The organism is Paenibacillus azoreducens (genome assembly GCF_021654775.1).
In the GTDB taxonomy this organism is placed as follows: domain Bacteria; phylum Bacillota; class Bacilli; order Paenibacillales; family Paenibacillaceae; genus Paenibacillus_AQ; species Paenibacillus_AQ azoreducens.
This window is the reverse complement of sequence record NZ_AP025343.1, coordinates 763,331-780,885: the sequence shown is the minus strand read 5'-3', so window position 1 is coordinate 780,885 and position 17,555 is coordinate 763,331. Positions and strand designations below refer to the sequence as shown.

At 45.2% G+C, this 17,555-nt stretch carries 17 protein-coding genes; all 17 read right to left on the bottom strand.

Annotated elements, in window-relative coordinates; all coding sequences use genetic code 11:
• Positions 1 to 191: 191 nt before the first annotated feature.
• Positions 192 to 878, bottom strand: a complete 687-nt coding sequence (locus tag L6442_RS03325; RefSeq protein WP_212980394.1) for a hypothetical protein — start codon at positions 876 to 878, stop codon at positions 192 to 194.
• Positions 879 to 1,294: 416 nt separating this feature from the next.
• Positions 1,295 to 2,233: a hypothetical protein gene (locus L6442_RS03320; RefSeq protein ID WP_212980395.1), complete on the bottom strand. Its 939-nt coding sequence runs from the start codon at positions 2,231 to 2,233 to the stop codon at positions 1,295 to 1,297.
• A gap of 384 nt (positions 2,234 to 2,617) precedes the next feature.
• Positions 2,618 to 2,713, bottom strand: a complete 96-nt coding sequence (gene comI, locus L6442_RS03315; RefSeq protein WP_227011709.1) for a competence inhibitor ComI — start codon at positions 2,711 to 2,713, stop codon at positions 2,618 to 2,620.
• Between the two features lie 375 nt (positions 2,714 to 3,088).
• The gene (locus L6442_RS03310; RefSeq protein WP_212980396.1) at positions 3,089 to 4,450 is read right to left on the bottom strand and encodes an erythromycin esterase family protein; all 1,362 of its coding nucleotides are present in this window, start codon (positions 4,448 to 4,450) and stop codon (positions 3,089 to 3,091) included.
• A 58-nt stretch (positions 4,451 to 4,508) separates the two neighbouring features.
• Positions 4,509 to 5,726 carry a TraB/GumN family protein gene (locus L6442_RS03305; protein WP_212980397.1) on the bottom strand — a complete coding sequence of 406 codons (1,218 nt, stop codon included), beginning with the start codon at positions 5,724 to 5,726 and terminating at the stop codon, positions 4,509 to 4,511.
• A 149-nt stretch (positions 5,727 to 5,875) separates the two neighbouring features.
• Entirely contained in the window at positions 5,876 to 7,174 is a 1,299-nt protein-coding gene (locus L6442_RS03300) for an ABC transporter permease (RefSeq protein WP_212980398.1), read from the bottom strand.
• Entirely contained in the window at positions 7,167 to 8,069 is a 903-nt protein-coding gene (locus L6442_RS03295) for an ABC transporter ATP-binding protein (protein WP_212980399.1), read from the bottom strand. The genes L6442_RS03300 and L6442_RS03295 overlap by 8 nt, the downstream gene beginning before the upstream one ends.
• Before the next feature lies 1 nt (position 8,070).
• Entirely contained in the window at positions 8,071 to 8,985 is a 915-nt protein-coding gene (locus L6442_RS03290; protein ID WP_212980400.1) for an ABC transporter ATP-binding protein, read from the bottom strand.
• On the bottom strand, positions 8,986 to 9,396 hold the full coding sequence (locus tag L6442_RS03285) for a GntR family transcriptional regulator (protein ID WP_212980444.1): 411 nt from the start codon (positions 9,394 to 9,396) through the stop codon (positions 8,986 to 8,988).
• Between the two features lie 96 nt (positions 9,397 to 9,492).
• A complete protein-coding gene (locus L6442_RS03280; RefSeq protein WP_212980401.1) occupies positions 9,493 to 10,212 on the bottom strand; it encodes a hypothetical protein in 720 nt (239 codons plus the stop codon).
• A gap of 347 nt (positions 10,213 to 10,559) precedes the next feature.
• Positions 10,560 to 11,474 carry a DUF4850 domain-containing protein gene (locus tag L6442_RS03275; RefSeq protein ID WP_212980402.1) on the bottom strand — a complete coding sequence of 305 codons (915 nt, stop codon included), beginning with the start codon at positions 11,472 to 11,474 and terminating at the stop codon, positions 10,560 to 10,562.
• 351 nt (positions 11,475 to 11,825) lie between these two features.
• The gene (locus L6442_RS03270) at positions 11,826 to 12,290 is read right to left on the bottom strand and encodes a DUF420 domain-containing protein (RefSeq protein ID WP_194234593.1); all 465 of its coding nucleotides are present in this window, start codon (positions 12,288 to 12,290) and stop codon (positions 11,826 to 11,828) included.
• A 31-nt stretch (positions 12,291 to 12,321) separates the two neighbouring features.
• Complete coding sequence (ctaG, locus tag L6442_RS03265; protein WP_212980403.1) at positions 12,322 to 13,233, bottom strand: cytochrome c oxidase assembly factor CtaG; 912 nt, start codon at positions 13,231 to 13,233, stop codon at positions 12,322 to 12,324.
• A 99-nt stretch (positions 13,234 to 13,332) separates the two neighbouring features.
• Complete coding sequence (locus tag L6442_RS03260) at positions 13,333 to 13,653, bottom strand: cytochrome C oxidase subunit IV family protein (protein WP_194234595.1); 321 nt, start codon at positions 13,651 to 13,653, stop codon at positions 13,333 to 13,335.
• Between the two features lie 3 nt (positions 13,654 to 13,656).
• The gene (locus L6442_RS03255) at positions 13,657 to 14,280 is read right to left on the bottom strand and encodes a cytochrome (ubi)quinol oxidase subunit III (RefSeq protein WP_194234596.1); all 624 of its coding nucleotides are present in this window, start codon (positions 14,278 to 14,280) and stop codon (positions 13,657 to 13,659) included.
• Positions 14,277 to 16,127, bottom strand: a complete 1,851-nt coding sequence (ctaD, locus tag L6442_RS03250; RefSeq protein ID WP_212980445.1) for a cytochrome c oxidase subunit I — start codon at positions 16,125 to 16,127, stop codon at positions 14,277 to 14,279. Before ctaD ends, L6442_RS03255 begins: the two co-directional genes overlap by 4 nt.
• A 183-nt stretch (positions 16,128 to 16,310) precedes the next feature.
• The gene (gene coxB / locus L6442_RS03245) at positions 16,311 to 17,354 is read right to left on the bottom strand and encodes a cytochrome c oxidase subunit II (protein ID WP_212980404.1); all 1,044 of its coding nucleotides are present in this window, start codon (positions 17,352 to 17,354) and stop codon (positions 16,311 to 16,313) included.
• Positions 17,355 to 17,555 lie beyond the last annotated feature (201 nt).

Below are 17,555 nucleotides of genomic sequence, written 5' to 3'. Positions count from 1 at the left end.
TTCAGTTTCTATTCTATCATTTTCACATCCAACTGATATGATCAATAAAGTAAATAATGTAATAAATAGTGTTTTTTTTAAATATCATACCCTTTCTAATTATAAAAAAGGAGTGAAAAACAAGCATTCACTCCTTTTTTATGAACTAAACTCCTAGATCATTCGATGGTAACAATGATTTAAATATAAAATTAACCCAATGAAACTTCTTGAAGTGCGTAGTATTGGTCATATGCTTGAGTAGTAGCACTACCAGTATAATCCTTACCGGATTTGGTAATTTTATAGGTGTAATAATCCTGGGAATATCTTAAAATAATTCTCCCTCTCATACCTTTAGACACTGGATATGAGGTGGTCTGTGTCGTTGTAAATGTAACACTATCACCAACTGTTTTTGAAAGATTCAGTTTTAAGAACTTTATGTCAACACCTCCGCCCCCTGTAACTGAAGCAGAAATAGTTGTACTTACTCCTTTTGAAACTGAAACAGTACCCGGATAAGCAACGTAATCAGAGACAGTTTCAAACAAATTCATCTTCGTCTTTTTGATGTCTGAGATAGTTGGTTCCGCTGCTTTTAGACCGTTGTTTGAATCTTCCTGGTTGACAGTAGTTGTATCTTGTTCAGGTGTAAAGGTCTGTTCAGTTGCAAAATTACCAATGTATGTTTCAATCGCACCTGCTTCATTCATAGTAATTGTATCTTGATTTTCAGGATATTCAGAGGCAGCAAAAGTGGTTGCAGTACTTAATCCAAAACAAAAAGAGCATAAAAGAAATGCAGATAAAATTTTTCTACCTTTTTTTGCAATTGCATTTTCTTTTCTTTCTTTTGAATCAACAATCAGAGCAAAATTGTTTTTATAACTCTTCAAATGAAACACCCTTTCTAAATTAGTTAAATTACTACAAAATAACTATGCCCTCTAGCTTAAATCATAAAATATCGCCAAAACTAAGAAATGAAGATTCTTCTTATTAAATTTTTATAGATTCACCCACCTTTAAATAACCTTATTTTCAATAAATATGTTTAATAGTAAATACATATATAAATCACCATTATATTCATTTTGATTCAATTCCTTTTTTGTTAAACTTATTTGATCCGCTGAGCATTAGCCAATGCAATATCAAAATAGGCTAAATAATTAAGTCATGATTTAAATGAGAATAAATGAGTTTCTTTTCTACATAAACTTTTACTAAACTATGTATATTGCTAGAGAATAAAATGGCCATTACTGACCGATGTTCACGGTCAGTAATGGCCATCTGCATTAGCTACACATCACACCCCTATCGGAGATGAGGGAGCTTTTGATTTTCCGGTTCGCTTCATTTCATACTTTTTATATAGCAGCACGCAGGTAAACATAAACAAACATGTAACCAACGTACCTAGTGGCAGGTTCATGACATTTTCTTCGGGAAAAATAAACGACAGCAGTGGGAAGGCGTAAATCGCAGGGATACGGATACCAACAATCAGGGACAGAGCAAGCATCAAGATCATGTCCAACAGAGCTGTCAAGACCCATGAATCCATCGTAAAATACAATAGCGTTCCGATAGCCGCGGATAAGGTCAGCACAAGCCCTTGCTTAAAAGCCATCTTTCCATTGTACATTGGCTTTTGAACTGACTCATACACAACAACAAGAATAGGCGGGATCACTGCGATTTGTTGATAACCGGCAACCCAACATAAACCAATCCAGAAGAAAGTCAGAGCAAGAAATATGAGCATATACTTGTACTGTATACTCACTTTCTTTTCAAGTCCTTTATTCAACCCAAAGGCGAGAACCCCAATCATCAATATGATTGTGAAAATAAAAACGATCATAACAAATGACCATTCATGAGTATTTATCACCAATGGCAGTAACCCTGTTGCAATTGACGGTGCCAGGTTCGATCGAATGATTCGCAAAAAGAGCATCATCAGCATTAAAGTCAGTATGACTTTTCCTACATATGCAATCTGAAGTTGATTAATCATAAGGCCGATCCCCGCAGTTACAGTAGGAGCGATAAAAATTTTCGATGGTTGCCTGATCCATCCGGCTTCCCGGTACACCCACATAGCAATTGCCATTGCCGCAATTTCCGGTAAAATGATTTCGTGATTACGTAACAATACCGAAGCCGCAATCATCGCGACAATAAATGATATGGCAATCGTATAAGATATCATCGTTACTTTTTTTGAAACAGCGGAATCCATATTCGTATACTCCTCTCATCAAACCCGAATACGTTTATTTACATTAACAGATTAGGCAAAAATGTAAACCGCCAATTTAATATTATTTATCCAATCCAAATGTCCCTCTGTTGCTCCACCCTCCTCGAAAACCATCTTCATCTGAACCGTATTTTACAATAAATATCTTCATTGCAATGGGGATGCCTCCTTGATTTACTTAAATAAGTCATTTACCGTTTTTCAATATTGTTTTGATACATGTTTTTAGATGTGCTATTATATAGTTAATAAAGACCAGGTGCGGCGAAAACTTGATCAGTACAATTGGCTTGGATAGGTATTCCCATCTTAGTCAGTTAAGAACGAAAACCCACCTTCGGCTCGTAACCTTGGGGTGGGTTTTTACTTTCTCTTGTTGTTATTATTAATGTAAGTTAAAAGAGCAAGAATGAATGATCCAAATAGGAACATAATCGTTAATGCATCCTTTACTTCCATGGCTTCACCTCCTTTCGAAGGGAAACCATGCCCACCCAAGATTCAATTGTAGTTATATTTAACTTTATTTACATCTACGTACAAGCGTTCTCACATTTCTTTTTGTTTGTTTTAAAGTCCTTATCCTGCATCCCTATAATTCTACGAACAGGGCAATACTTCCTCTACCCAGAATTATTGTGACATTCATAATAAACTGCGCACAAAATCCCTGCTTCCATCGGGCAAATACTTCACTCTAGTTTTGTCCTTTTAATTAGAGCCGATATTGTGAGAGATGGAAATTTCAAATTGCTCCTAAAACAAAAACACCTCCAAGCTGAAAAGTATTTTACTTTTCAACTTGAAAGTGTTTAATATTGGCTCACAGCCCCATTATTTTAAATATACAGACGGTGTTGTCTTTTTGATAAATAATATGCCGTCATACTGCTGGCTCGGCACGAATGGTTCTTCGATCATGCCCCAATACATGCCGTTATGCGTACTGTTCTTCCATTCTTTATTATAAGGTGAGGTCAAATCCACGAATGCGTAAGATTTACCGGTGCTTTTCAAAATCGATTCCACGCTGTCCGGGTCCTTCGTCGTGCTTACTGGCATCGCCTTTCCGTCATTCCCTGCAGTTGCACCTTCGTACATGAACAGACCGATCGTATATGTTTTTTGTTTCAAACGCGATGGCATCAGTTCCCCCATGTTCTGCACCGAGCCGCCCTCGTAAAGGTGAAGTTGAACCGGCGAATCCATCACGGAATTGTTCTTCCGGACATGATAGTTATGCCCCCATACGATCACTTTCTGATCCTTGTAGATATTATCCACAAGCCAAGTCAATGTACTTGCCATCATCTCATCGCGCAGGTAAGCCACATTCTCACGCAAGCTCTTGGAGACCACATAATTCTCCGGCGTCAGATTGTTGTAAGCCACCTGATACTTGAGCATGTTCTGAATCATATAGATGCGATCCGCGATGACATGTTTCATAATCGGCATGATGGTCTTATTATTCGGAAAATCCTTCTGCAGCGCAGCTTCATTCTCTGCCATGAACTTCTGGATCTTCGTATATCCGTCGAGCACATACGTATAATCCTGATCCCAATCCGCCTGATTCCAATCCACATTGTAATAAATGTTTGTCAGCTTCTTTTCTAGATTTTTGGCTTCTACAGCGAACTGCTTGTCGATTGGTGCGAACCATGTCTCCATGAACCGGCCGAAATCGGGATTCGGCTGCATATCGAATCCGGTTAGAATCAGCGGCTGCTTCGACGTCGATTGCTGCTTAATATAATCGAACATTGGAACCAATTCCTTCGCGTGCCACACCGGATAGATCGATTTACGCAGCGTTTCTTCGCCTGTTAATTTTGAAATATTAGCATAAGTACCGCTAGTATCTCCGAGTCCCGATTCGAATGCAAGAACATTAAACCCCATTTCTTTATGTAAAAATTGCACCAGTCTCGCTTTCGATTTGTTGAACTCGGCCGCGCCATGCGAGCTCTCGCCGATCATCACGATTTTTTTATTCCCGATCACATTCTTGAGGAATCTCAAGTCTTCGAACTTGTCATTCGTCTTGAACTCAATGGTCTGAATCGGGTTCGACTTGACGGGTACCGGCTTGGCAGCCGGTGCGGCAGACACCGTTCCTGAAGTAATTCCAATGGATGTTACAATAGCGCAGATCGTGCTAAATTTCATGATTTTTGCAAATGTAGGTTTCACTTGGTTACAGATCCTTTCGGTTGAATAATAGTTTAGCGATGAATATAAAATAAGGAATTTATTTCCGAACAACCTTGTATCCTTTATCCTCCAGCAGCTTGACGATTCCATGCTCGCCCAGATAGTGGGCTGCGCCAACCACAATGAAATACTCCTCTTTTTTACCGTTTTTCAAGTATCCGTCAATTTTATCGGCCATTTTGATGTTTCTGTCGATCAGCATCGCTTTGTTATATTCCTCATCAGCGGCCATGCTGTTTGTCAACTCCAGGAGCTGCTCCTCGCTGCCTGTTTTCCACATCTCAGCCATCTTATCCACCGTGTCATCCAGCACGTCAAAGTTGTCCAGAACATCGTTGAGATTTTTCTCCTGCAATTCCTTGGAGAAACCATTGAACATACCAAGCTGAGATTCATAGGATTCCAGCTCCAGTACCGGAATTTTACGCTCGATCGCTTTCTGGATGAAATACAGGTCGATCCCCGAAGCCGCCTCGTACCCGGCCTTTACCGATTTCAGACTGTTGATCGTGGTTCCCACTACCCAAGGTTTAAATGCGTCCAAAGCATCCGGCTTCATGCCGCTTTGCTTCAGAATCTTGCCAACTTTGGTATAAGTGGCACTGGACACATGATCCTTCAGCGTGGTTCCATCCTGATACATGCCCAGATCCATAATCAGTTTTTGCTGCGCCTCGTCGGCTGCTTTGCTTAAATCAATCTCTACGCCGAGATAGTCCGCCTTGGCAAACGCTTTTTCAAATTCCGGACGCAGCGGGTAGAAGCTGTCATTGGCAATATGAATGGAGCCTACCAAATACACTGTATTACCGTTCTTCTCCACTTCCCACATGAATCCGCGACCACCCGTTTTGGCGGATGCGCCTGCTTTGGGAGCCAGCAGAATCGTACGCGTCTTAGCATCCCAGCGAACCTCATAGCCCGCTGCATCGCCAACTACCCGAATAGGGGCATAAGTCACGCCATTGATTCGTTTGAGCTTGCTTTTTAGCGTAATCGTTTTGTCGTTGACTACCGCGTGAATCGTGCCATCTGCCGCATCCGTAAGCTTCGCATCCATGGCCTGGAGCGTCATCTTCAGTGGAACAAACGTTGTCCCCTGGTCGATGACCGGTGCGCCTCCGGCATATTTAACATTTTGATCATTCACTTTGACTGCTGCCGGCTGCGAAGGTGCAGCCATGGCAGGTGCTGCTGAGGTAATAAGCCCAGCCGAGATAAAAATCGATAAGAGCATTCGTTTCCAATTTTTCATGTTAAGATTCTCCTTTTCTATGTAATGTACGTTAAGGGCGTTATCGGATTCACTTACGTTCCATCTTCCAACCATCACGCAGTGTCTACCCTCGCATGCCACTAACCCGGCATGCGAGGGCCCTGCTGCTGTGCTTCTCTGAATTCTCGTTAAATCTTATATGCCTTCATTGCTTTACGCAGCTCTTTAAACGATGGACGTTTGCCGTACATCAACACGCCGGTACGGTAGATTTTGGCCGACAACCAGCCGAAAATCAGGATCGACACGACCAGGAGCGCCAGCGAAATCAAGATTTGCCATACCGCGACATCGCTCATGCCGACTCGGACCAACATGGAAGTTGGCGCCGTGAACGGAATAAAGCTTGTAATTTTAATCAGCATGCTGTTCGGCGTATTGATGCTGAAGATACCGATGTAGAACGTTGCGAGTCCGATCATTGTAATCGGCATAACCGCCTGGCCGAGCTCTTCGGTGCGGCTGACAAGGGAACCTACAGCGGCATATAGAACCGCGAACAGGAAATATCCCAAAATATAGAACAGCAAGCCATATACCAATACAGAAATATTGATATCCGCAAGGCTGAGATGGAATTCTTCCAGTATGCCTACGTTATGCGGCAGCATGATGTTGACGGCAATGACCACGCCGAAGGCTAACATTTGGGTAATGCCCACCAGGAAGATCCCGATGATTTTGCCGAACATTTGGTTCAGCGGCGATACGCTGGTAATAAGAATTTCCATAATACGCGAGCTTTTTTCGGCTGTGACTTCAGCCGCGATCATATTGCCTGTCATCATGTTAGAAGTGAAGAACAGGATCATCAAGAAGTAGACGATAATATAGTTCATGACTTTTTGATTGTTGTTTTTCTCCGCATCTCCGCTCGCCGCATTGGCTTGGGCTTTGTCGGAGATATCAAGCGAGCTTAGCGAAACCGGCTTGCTCAGGGCGCTGATCTGTTCCGCAGTCAAGGAGTCTTTGGCAATCATCGAAGTTTTTACATTTTGCAAAGCGGCTTGCAGGTAAGCATTCAACCCGCGACTCATATCCCCCTTGCCTGCATATACCGCTTTCGGAAACGATTTGTCGGCAGGATCTTCTTCAAATTTCAAATACCCTTCCAATTTGCCGTTTTGCACATCATTTTTCAGTTGTTCTTCCGCGTTTCCTTCGTATTTGACGAATACAAAGTCCTTACTGCCGGAAGCCGCCGCATATTTCTCCAGCTGCGCCGCCGCTTCCTGCTGGCTGCCGTACATCAAACCGATTTGTTCCGCTTTTCCGTCATCCCCGCCGCTGAACTGTTTGATCAGATAAGGAAGATTCATCCCGACGGTAATGAGGAGAGCTAACACCAATGTCGTGACCAGAAAAGATTTTGTTTTGACTTTATTTTTAAAAGTAAACCCGATAATGGTACCTAATGTATTATTCATTAGACTCACCTACCTCTTGAATAAAGATTTGGTTCAACGTTGGCTCTTTGATCTCAAAGCGCTCCACTGTCGTCTCGGCCATGGCTTGCCGTAAAATCAACTGGGCAGTCTCCGGTGTTTGGATATGGATATGGTAGCCGCGCTCCACGCGCTCCACCGATTTAACGCCAGGAATAGACTCTAGACGGGTTACTTGCCCTTGAGTGTATAAAATGACTTCTTCACGCGGGTAGCGGCTTTTGATCTCTTTAATATCACCCTGCACTACCGTATTAGACCGGTGAAGGATGGTAATGCGGCGGCATAACTCCTCGACATGTTCCATGCGATGCGTCGAAAACAAAATACTTGTTCCATTATCCCGCAGTTCTTTTACCGTCGATTTGAGCAGCTCCACATTGACCGGGTCCAAACCGCTAAAGGCTTCATCCAAAATCAAAATTTGCGGCTTGTGCACGATGGCAGCGATAAAACCCATCTTCTGCTGATTCCCTTTGGACAATTCCTCGATCCGCTTATCGTAATATTCCGGCACTTCGAAACGGTCGAGCCAGTAACGCAGGCTTTTATCGGCATCCTGTTTGGACATCCCCCGCAACCGCGCCAAATAGACGATTTGTTCGCTTACTTTAACCTTCGGGTACAATCCCCGTTCTTCCGGCAGATATCCCATCACGCGCGTCAGCTCATTGCTGTAAGGTTTGCCGTGATAACGAATGTCGCCTCCATCCGGATAAATCAATCCGAGCACCATCCGCATCGTTGTCGTCTTTCCGGCGCCGTTCGCGCCCAAGAGACCGTAAATTTCACCTTTTTCGACCTCCAGCGAAATGTTGTTCACCGCGGTCTTTTCCCCATACTGCTTAAACACATGATCCAGTTGTAAAGATACCATATTAATCCCCTTTCCCTGGCTGCACTCCTGCAGGCAGATGGCCTTTTAACCATAACTCCAATATTTCATCAAGCTCGAGCATTCTAGTTTTTAGCACCTGGATACCCGAGTCATGCAAAATCTTTTCCACTTCCAGGCATTCTGTCGTAATCATCCGTATGACGCCTTGAAATTCATGCTGAACCTGAATAATTCCAGGCAAATCATCCACCACATCCATACTTCCGTTAATCCAGATTTCTTTCCAGTTATCCATCAAACTGTCTTTTTCCGCCATCCCATGCAGTTTCCCGTGGTTCATCAGCACCACATAATCGGCCAGCCGTTTGACTTCGTCAACGATATGGGTCGAGAGCAAAATTGTAACATCACCGGGTTCCATAAAACTCCGAAGCTCATCGATCATCAGCTTCCAGGCAAAAGGATCCAGCCCGGATGAAGGCTCATCCAGCAGAAGCAGCTTCGGATGCGGTGCAAGCGCTGCGGAAATTTCGTATTTGCGCCGCTCCCCCTTGGACATTTTCCTCAGTTTGATGTTTCGCGGAACCTTGAACTTCCCAAGCAGGTCTTCAAAATATTGCTGATCCCAATCGCGGTACCATAGCGCCCTGAACTCCGCCGCTTCTTCCGCGGTCAGATTGTCTTCCTCTGTATTTGATTTTTCGGACACAAACCCGATCTTGCTGCGAATATCCCAGGGAATTTCATGCTGATAGTTCTCGCCAAACCAGGCGATGCTGCCCCGATCTGGAAACACAATTCTCAATATCATGTGAATAAGCGTGCTTTTTCCCGAACCGTTTTCACCGATCAAGCCGATGACATGGCCTTGCGGCAGCTTCAAATCGATGGGACCGATCAGTTTATGCCGCATCTTTTTTTCAATGCCTTTGAATTCGACGGCAACCTGTTCCATTTATGCTTCACCTTCTTCCTGCTCCGGGTGATATTTTCTATGCAGTATCGATAAGAAAAGCTGTTTCAGTTCTTCCTCTTCGCATTTAACGGATAAACCGACATCGACCGCTGATTTTAACGCTTCTTCAACCGCTTCCCGTCTGAACACCTCACGCTGCGTATCGCCTACCTTGGCGACAAATGTTCCGGTCCCCTGTTTGGTTCGCAGCAGTCCTTCATTCTCCAGATCCTGGTACACCCGGCGAACGGTGATGACGCTGCAGTTTAATCCTCCCGCAAATTCCCTGATGGATGGCAATAGGGTCCCCTCCTTGATTTGTCCGCTAATGATCAGCGATCTTAACTGGGATTCAATCTGATGGTACAGCGGTTCAGCGCTATTTTCATTCAGTTGTATAGGAATCCACACCTTTCGCACCTCACCTCGCGCCTTCTTGCGTAGTATATCTGCAGCTCGCAGCAGTTTACGTTAACGAAACCAATACAGTCCATTTTGTGCCGCAGGTTAGACAAGATCCCGAATTCTGAGCTTGCGTTTCGTAAGATTGGTAAATAAAACCAGACTAACTGCCCCCGCTAACAACATCCCCCACATCAGGGGAGAAAGCATACTCCAGCGGTTTGCCAGCTCAAACGAGCTAAGAAGCATGTTGCCACCCAATAATCTAATGATGATAGCCACTACCACCACTCCCAGGATCAAAAGCATTGTGATTTTGAAATAACCTTTGCCGTGGATGGAAAGCTCAAGATACATGTATAATCCTGACATTATCATGCCGTATCCAATCCAGGTAAGTGCGAAGGCCAGATACTCCACTAATGACATTTGATTTTGCGTTGGCTCTAAAATGAAGTACATCAGACCAAAGAAAACGGTGCCGTTGATGAGATAAGCCAAAAAAATCTGTATTAACCGATATGCGATCACAATTTGGTCAGGAATGGGCAATGCTCTGAAAAAGGCCAGCATTTGCGTATACGAATCTTCGGTTAAGTATTTAAACGACCTACGGTTAAAATAAAAACCCAGGAAAGGAATGAGCATCATAAACAATCCATCGATAACCGGATTTAAATATTTAGGAGCTGTCACCTGACCTTTGACCGCGAACCCGATCGTAAAGGCCATATAAGCGGCATATACAAACGTCCATACAAAATATTTCTTTTCGCATTTCAGATCCTTCAGAATCATGGACCAGGCTTTTTTTGCATTTTCCAAACAGCTCTCCTCCATTTCCGACTTAATACATATCTCTCAAGTGTATATATACATCTGCCACTGTGCTCACTGTGTATATCTTTATACACAGTATATAGTGTGATGATTGTTTTGACAATAGGTGCCAGCCATATTTTCATAAGAAAAACGTCTATCGACGTACTTTCACAGAAGACAGACCGCTTTTAGCGGATGTTTTTCTTGCGATTATAGAATGACTTAAGCTCTGCTTAAAACTTATACATTCTATAATCTTAAAATATAGTTCTTCTCCAAAACAAAAAAAGCCCGCACCCCTTTAATTAACGGGCTGCGAGCCTTATGCTGCAAGGTTGACATATGGATTTTTAATACACAAATGCCGTCGGATGTTTGGCATAAAAATCAAGCATGGTATGCACGGTTTGAACCTGGGCTTCAGGAGCTTCTATCTCCAGCGATGTAAATTGAGCATTGTCCGGATCAAGAAAGCGATACGCCGCTCCATACGTTTTATAGGCTCCGTTATCATTATTCAGAACGAATTGCGTCATATGCTCATTTAATTCCACTCTGCTTTCAAACACCGGCGGTTCTCCAGCGAATCCCTGTTCTTCCGCCCATTTTCTCATATCCGGAAAATAGCTCCCCATCATCTGGGCAGCACAGCCCATACAAGCCCCTACATCCTGATAAGTCATATGGATCCGAGGATTACCGGAGTCCTGCATTTCTACTTTTACCGATCCGTTCATGCCAGTTTCTGCCGTAACAACTTTCCAACTGCGCGGTGCCAACAAAAGATAACCGTGATTGCTGCCTCCGTTCAGCAGATATGCCCCCCAACGCGTTAATTCCGTGGCCGGAAGAGAAACCCCTTGTATCACCGGCAGTTCTCTGTGCGGAAGATTCGATGGAACAAATTCGCCATGAAATTTGCCGGATATGCAGTACAAAGGAATCTGCGCAGTGCTTTCCGTGGATTGCCTCAGCTTGAGAACCCCGCATTGCACCGCGATCTGGCTTGCACTGCCGGAATCGGTTCCATAGTCAGGGATGGACACTTCACCTGAATCAGATGATCCCCCGTTCTGATTCAGCTTTCCCGTTATATGCTGTTGGTCAGCCGACATCAACCCTGGATGCGAAAGCGAAGTCGTAAATAACAGTATAATGATAACCGCCGCTGCCATAATGTAACGTCTGCTTCGCTGGCTCTTATATTTTTCTAATCCAATACGTCTCATGCGGATCCCGGACCTTTTCGTGATTTGGAAGTTCACCTTTATACTCTTTAGACGCGATTAGAAACAAAAAAGTTACCATTTAATTTTGGGCTCGTTACAGAAATTAATTCCAGATATTCCACCAAGTTGACCGATGCGGCTTTTGGACTTGTTGTTCCAACCGCTGCCGGCCTGTAAAAATTGCTGTTTATCTGTGTTTTTCGTCCCTCCCTTATGCCATGCTCCGGCCAAATAAAATGCGCCATGATACGAATATGTGACCGAAAGAACAAAAAGACCTTTTCGCTGCTTCCGTACAAGCAACAAAAAAGTCTTTTTTACGACTATGGAATGTATAAGTTTTTGGGGTTATTTTAGGATGGCAATTCCAAGTTGTAAGGCCAGGCTTTATGCACCCAAAATAACTTCCCAAACCGGTTTCGTATGTCCGCCCGGGTACAGCACATAAAGCAAAATATACACGGCTACGCCCGTAATGGCAGTGATAAACCAGATCGTCGCCGTAACTCTGCCCCACTTCCGGTGCTTCGCGAACTTCTCCTTGAATCCCAGCACCAAAGTGGTAATCCCAAATACCGCGGCAACGGAAGCCAAGGTAACATGGAAAATCAGGAAGATCTGATAATACACCTTAAGTTCATCCGAACCTCCCCAGGAAGTGTTGCCTATAAAGATGGTTCTGGACATGTAGATTACAAAAAACAAAAGCGCTGCAACAGCCCCCCAGATCATCACCTTTTTATGGGCGTCCCGTTTTCCTTGAATGATTAGCCCCCAGCCGATAGCCACCAAAATCGCACTGATGACAATAAACGATGTACTGATGGTTGGCAGCAGCATGTATAAATCCATCTTTATCCTCCTTACTCACGAAAGATCAGCGTTAGACCTGATTCAGGGAACCTTCGCCAAGTTCAGCCGGCACCACATCATTCTCTTCCTTATTCTCATCCTTATACCAGCGGTAAAATACTCTGGCAAGCATGGACGCAAAAATGATCTCCTGAATAAACTTCATGACGATCCCGCCGACCTGCTGATCTACTTTTGTGCTCATAATATTAAAAAAGGTTGGACCTCCGAACGCTTCAAGCAGCTTCGATGGATCTCCGGTAACGCAATAACCCATAGCCTGTGCCCAGACATTGGGATCGCTATATGTCGCATACAGCGGCTTGATGGCGAAGATAATCAAACCGCAAGCCGGCGTAAGCAGCACCATATTGAGAAAAATATAACCGGTTTTGGCAAGTCCGGAAGTTTTGTTTTTCCCCGGAAGCGGGTTAATGAGAGTCCACCACATCAAAACAGCAGTAACAAATAACAGCACATAATACAATCGGTGGACTGTAAAATGCAGCATCACATAGTCATGTACCGCTGGAAAATGATAAAACGAAAACAATCCGTTAAATATAACAGCCGCAACCACGGGCCGCGCAAAAAAGCTGAATTTCTTAAACGGATTGACCGCCAGAATCGCCCGCCAAAGCCAAGTCGGTAGCCCCATCATCAAAAGCGGCGGCGCTACCAGATAAGACAACGCCATCGTGGCCATGTGAAACGTAAACATGGTGTGTCCGAGCAGATTAATCGGCCCGCCTTGAGCAAGGTATAAAATAACCATACCGCAGACGAAGCTGAGCTTTTTGCCGAAGGGCACAGGTTCGCTATCGGCAAATTTCTCGCTTAACGGTCCGATCACAACGAAATACGCAGCCGTTACGAGCAGCATAAATGCGAGAAATATTGGACTGAACAAATCGCTAAAGCTAAAATATTCTAAACCCAGCATGTAAAAACCTCCTTCCAAGCGGCATCAGATCTGTCGAAATTGTGACAGTCCGCCTGCATTGAAAAAAAGAGGGGGCTAAAGCCCTCCTCTTTCTCTATTTTACCACCATACCCAGTACAGACCCATAACAATGGCTGTCCCGGCTACGAAAAATCCACCGATCATAAACAGGATAGGAATCATATGTCCCCGATCCTTCAAGTGCATCCAGTAACCCATTTGCACGATCACTTGAAGCACCGCCATCACCAAAAGCAGAATTACGGCAAAAGCAGCGTTAACTCCGCCCGCGGCGACAGCCGCAAAGGCAATAGCCGTCAAAATGATTGAGAAAATGAAAACGACGATATGCTTCTGTGGTCCCTCATGACGATGGCTGCGTTTAACGCCATCTTGGGTGACCTGATGTTCCGTAGTCATATCTTAGCCCACCTTCCCGAGCAGGTAAACCACCGTAAAGATGAATACCCACACAACGTCGATAAAGTGCCAATACATTGCCGACACATAAACCTTAGGCGCGGTTACAACAGTCAAATTCTTTTTGTACAGCTGTCCGATCAGGATGGAAATCCATAATACACCAAAGGCAACGTGAGCCCCGTGGAAACCAACCAACGTATAGAAAGCGGAACTGAATGCGCTGGTTGTCATGCCGAACTTCTCGGCATGTACATACTCGTAAAATTCATAAATTTCCCCGCCGAGGAAGCAAAGTCCCAAAAGAACGGTAACCATTAACCACACGCGGAGTGCGGCAACTTTATGGCGGTGCATCGCCTGAACGGCGAATACACTGGTCAAGCTGCTGACAAGCAGGATCAAAGTCATTGCAGCGGTCATTGGCAATTGAAACAATTCATTTGCGGTAGGACCTTCATTCGTTTGGTTGCGAAGCGCCAGAAATGTCGCGAACAGGGTACCGAACAGCACGGCCTCTCCACCAAGGAAAAGCCAAAAGGCGAGCACTTTATTGCGGCCTTCCAACGTCGCTTTTTCCGGTTCATGCGGCAATGCGCCGTTGGTTTGTGCATGCGATGAACTCATGCTTTTACCCCCTCTTCTTCCAGTTCTTCCACTTCGATATGCCAGCCGTGATCGTCATACAAAGAACGCAGCAGCATGGAACCGAACGTGATCACCAAGCCGATAATGACAACAATCCAGTTGTTGAAAATAAAACTCATAAAGGAGTTAGAGAATTGCTCTTTGCTGAACATAAAGCCCAGACCGGCGATGAAAATGCCGACAGACATTACAAACGGCAAAATGGTTGGCGATGGCATATGAATCGGACCCAGCGGTTCCGCAGGCGTCATGCTTTTGTTTCCAGCCATTTTTTCCTTCCACAAAGCGTCGATGCCGCGAACGAGCGGAATCTGTTTGAAATTGTACTCCGGAGGCGGCGAAGGAATCGTCCATTCCAGCGTACGTCCATCTTCCCAAGGATCATCAGCGACGCCTTTGGGCTTCGCAGCCGTGACGAACGCATTGATCAAGAAGATGAGAACACCGGTCCCCATCAGGATGGCTCCGATCGTACTAACCAAGTTGAGCGTATCGAATTGCTGGTTAGGCAAATACGTGAATACGCGGCGCTGCATGCCCATCAAGCCTAGGAAATGCTGCACGAAGAATGTCATATGGAAGCCGATAATAAAGAACCAGAAAGACAGCTTGCCAAGCGTTTCATTCAGCATTCGGCCGAACATTTTAGGCCACCAGTAATGCAGGCCTGAGAGGAGACCGGATACGAGAGCGCCCACGATAACGTAGTGGAAGTGGGCAACAACGAAATACGTGTCATGGAATTGGTAGTCGGCAGGAGCCGATGCAAGCATAACCCCTGTTACCCCGCCCATAACGAATGTTGGAATAAATCCGATCGCAAACAGGTTCGGACTTGTAAAACGGATTTGGCCGCCCCACATCGTAAACAGCCAGTTGAAAATTTTGATACCTGTAGGTACCGCAATCAGCATCGTCGCAATCGAGAACAGCGCGTTTGCGACAGGGCCAAGGCCCGTCGTGAACATGTGGTGAGCCCAAACCATGAAGCCCAGGAAAGCGATCAGGATCGTCGCGAACACCATCGAGCTGTAACCGAAAAGACGCTTGCGCGAAAATGTCGGTATAACCTCGGAAATCACGCCGAAAGCCGGCAGGATGAGGATATACACTTCAGGGTGGCCAAATATCCAGAAGATATGCTGCCAAAGAACGGGGCTGCCCCCACCGGCAACTTCAAAGAAATTGGCTCCTAAAATCCGGTCGAAAGAAAGCAATACCAGACCTACCGTAACGGCAGGGAAAGCGAACAAAATCATTGCGGAAGTAATGAAAGACGTCCATGTAAACATCGGCATTCTCATAAAGGACATCCCCGGAGCACGCATCGTAATGATCGTAGCCAGGAAGTTGATGCCCCCGATCAATGTGCCGAGACCTGCAATCTGCAGACCGACCGTATAAAAGTCGACACCGTGGTTCGGACTGTAAGTAGTAGATGACAGCGGAGTATAAGCCGTCCAGCCGGCATCCGGCGCCCCGCCCATAATCCAGCTCAGGTTGAGCAGCAGGCCGCCGAACAGGAACGTCCAGAAGCCCAGAGAGTTCAGGAACGGAAATGCAACGTCACGCGCACCGATTTGAAGCGGGATAACCGCATTCATCAGCGCGAAAATGACGGGCATAACGCCCAGAAAGATCATTGTCGTACCGTGCATCGTAATCAATTCGTTAAAGGTTTGAGCTGACACAAAGTCATTCATCGGTTTGATCAGCTGCAAGCGGATCAACACCGCTTCAATGCCGCCGATGCCGAAAAACAAACCGCCAGCCAGCAAATAAAGAATGGCTATTTTCTTATGGTCGACTGTCGTCAGCCAATCCATCAAGCCCTTGTGGCGCTTGACACTATGAGCATGAGCCAAGGTTGGTACCCCCTCTTATAAAATCTTGCTGTTGATAACGATTAGCGCGATCAAAAAACTGCGAATCGGATTTGCCCGGAAAATGCCTGTCATTACGCTACTTTCGGCAAATCGAATGGTCCGTTGCTTTATTTGATCCGCGCCTTAGTAATCCAACTTGTAGTTAGCCAAGTAATCGGCGATGCCATCGATTTGTTCATCTGTCAGACCCAAATCTTTTGGTGCAGGCATTTTGTTCCCCGGTTTCACGGCTTGCGGGTCTTCGAGCCATGTTTTAAGGTTTTCCTTAACCGGTTTGCCCCCGTCTTGACCTTCGTTCAGCAAGATACCGGCAACAGATTCACGGGAACCGATGCCTGTAAGATCCGGAGCCGCTGGACCACCTTGATCGCCCACAGCGTGGCAGGACAGGCAGGATTTCTTGAAAGTTTCGGCCAAAGCTTGATCTTTAGGCAGAACCGCAGGCGCTTTCATCGCCGCAACCCACTTATCAAACGAATCAGGGCTTACTGCCTTGACCTTGAATTCCATCAAACCGTGCGAAGGACCGCAAAGCTCGGCGCACTTGCCGCGGTAAACCCCTTCTTTGTTCGTGCTGAAGCTGAATCTGTTGATCGTCCCATCCGGGTTCGTGTCCATTTTACCGGACAAAGAAGGCACCCAGAATGAGTGAAGAACGTCGGCTGTTTTCAGTTCAAAAGCAATGTTTTTACCGGTTGGAATCATCAATTCCTGGGCGGTTTTCACTCCGTATTGCGGATATTCAAACTCCCACCAGTACAGATGCGAAGTAACCTTGACCTGTACGGAACCCTTTTCATTATAGTGGTCGTCACCAAAAGCAAAAATCTTTTGAACGGTAGGAACAGCAAGAATAAATACCAGAATAAGCGGGATAACCGTCCAGATAATCTCCAGCTTAAAATTCCCTTCCACTTGTTCCGGCACTTCTGTTTGTCCCTTTTTCCTACGGAACTTAATCAGAACATATACCGCGATTGCAAATACGACGGCCACGACGAAAATCATGATCGTAATTGCGAGCTTCATCAAATCGTACTGTCCTTCCGCCACAGGTCCCTGTGGTCGCAATGCCGACAAGTCCTCGCGGCCGCAACCGGCTAAAAGCAGAGAAAACACTGCGAGCATGGGAAGGAGACGCTTTACAGCCTGCCACCGTTTCATCATTCATCTACCCCACTTTGTACATTTTCACAGGCGTCGCCAAAAAGGCTGTCAACGATCAAACGCCTGTGCTATAACGGATGAATTGCTACTGTCAATTAAAACAATCACCTATTTAATATAAATTTAAGGTACTATTTTGTCAATGTTTCTGACCTAGTTCACAAATTGTTCAAAAGTCCTGAAAAGCGCGCCACATAAGCA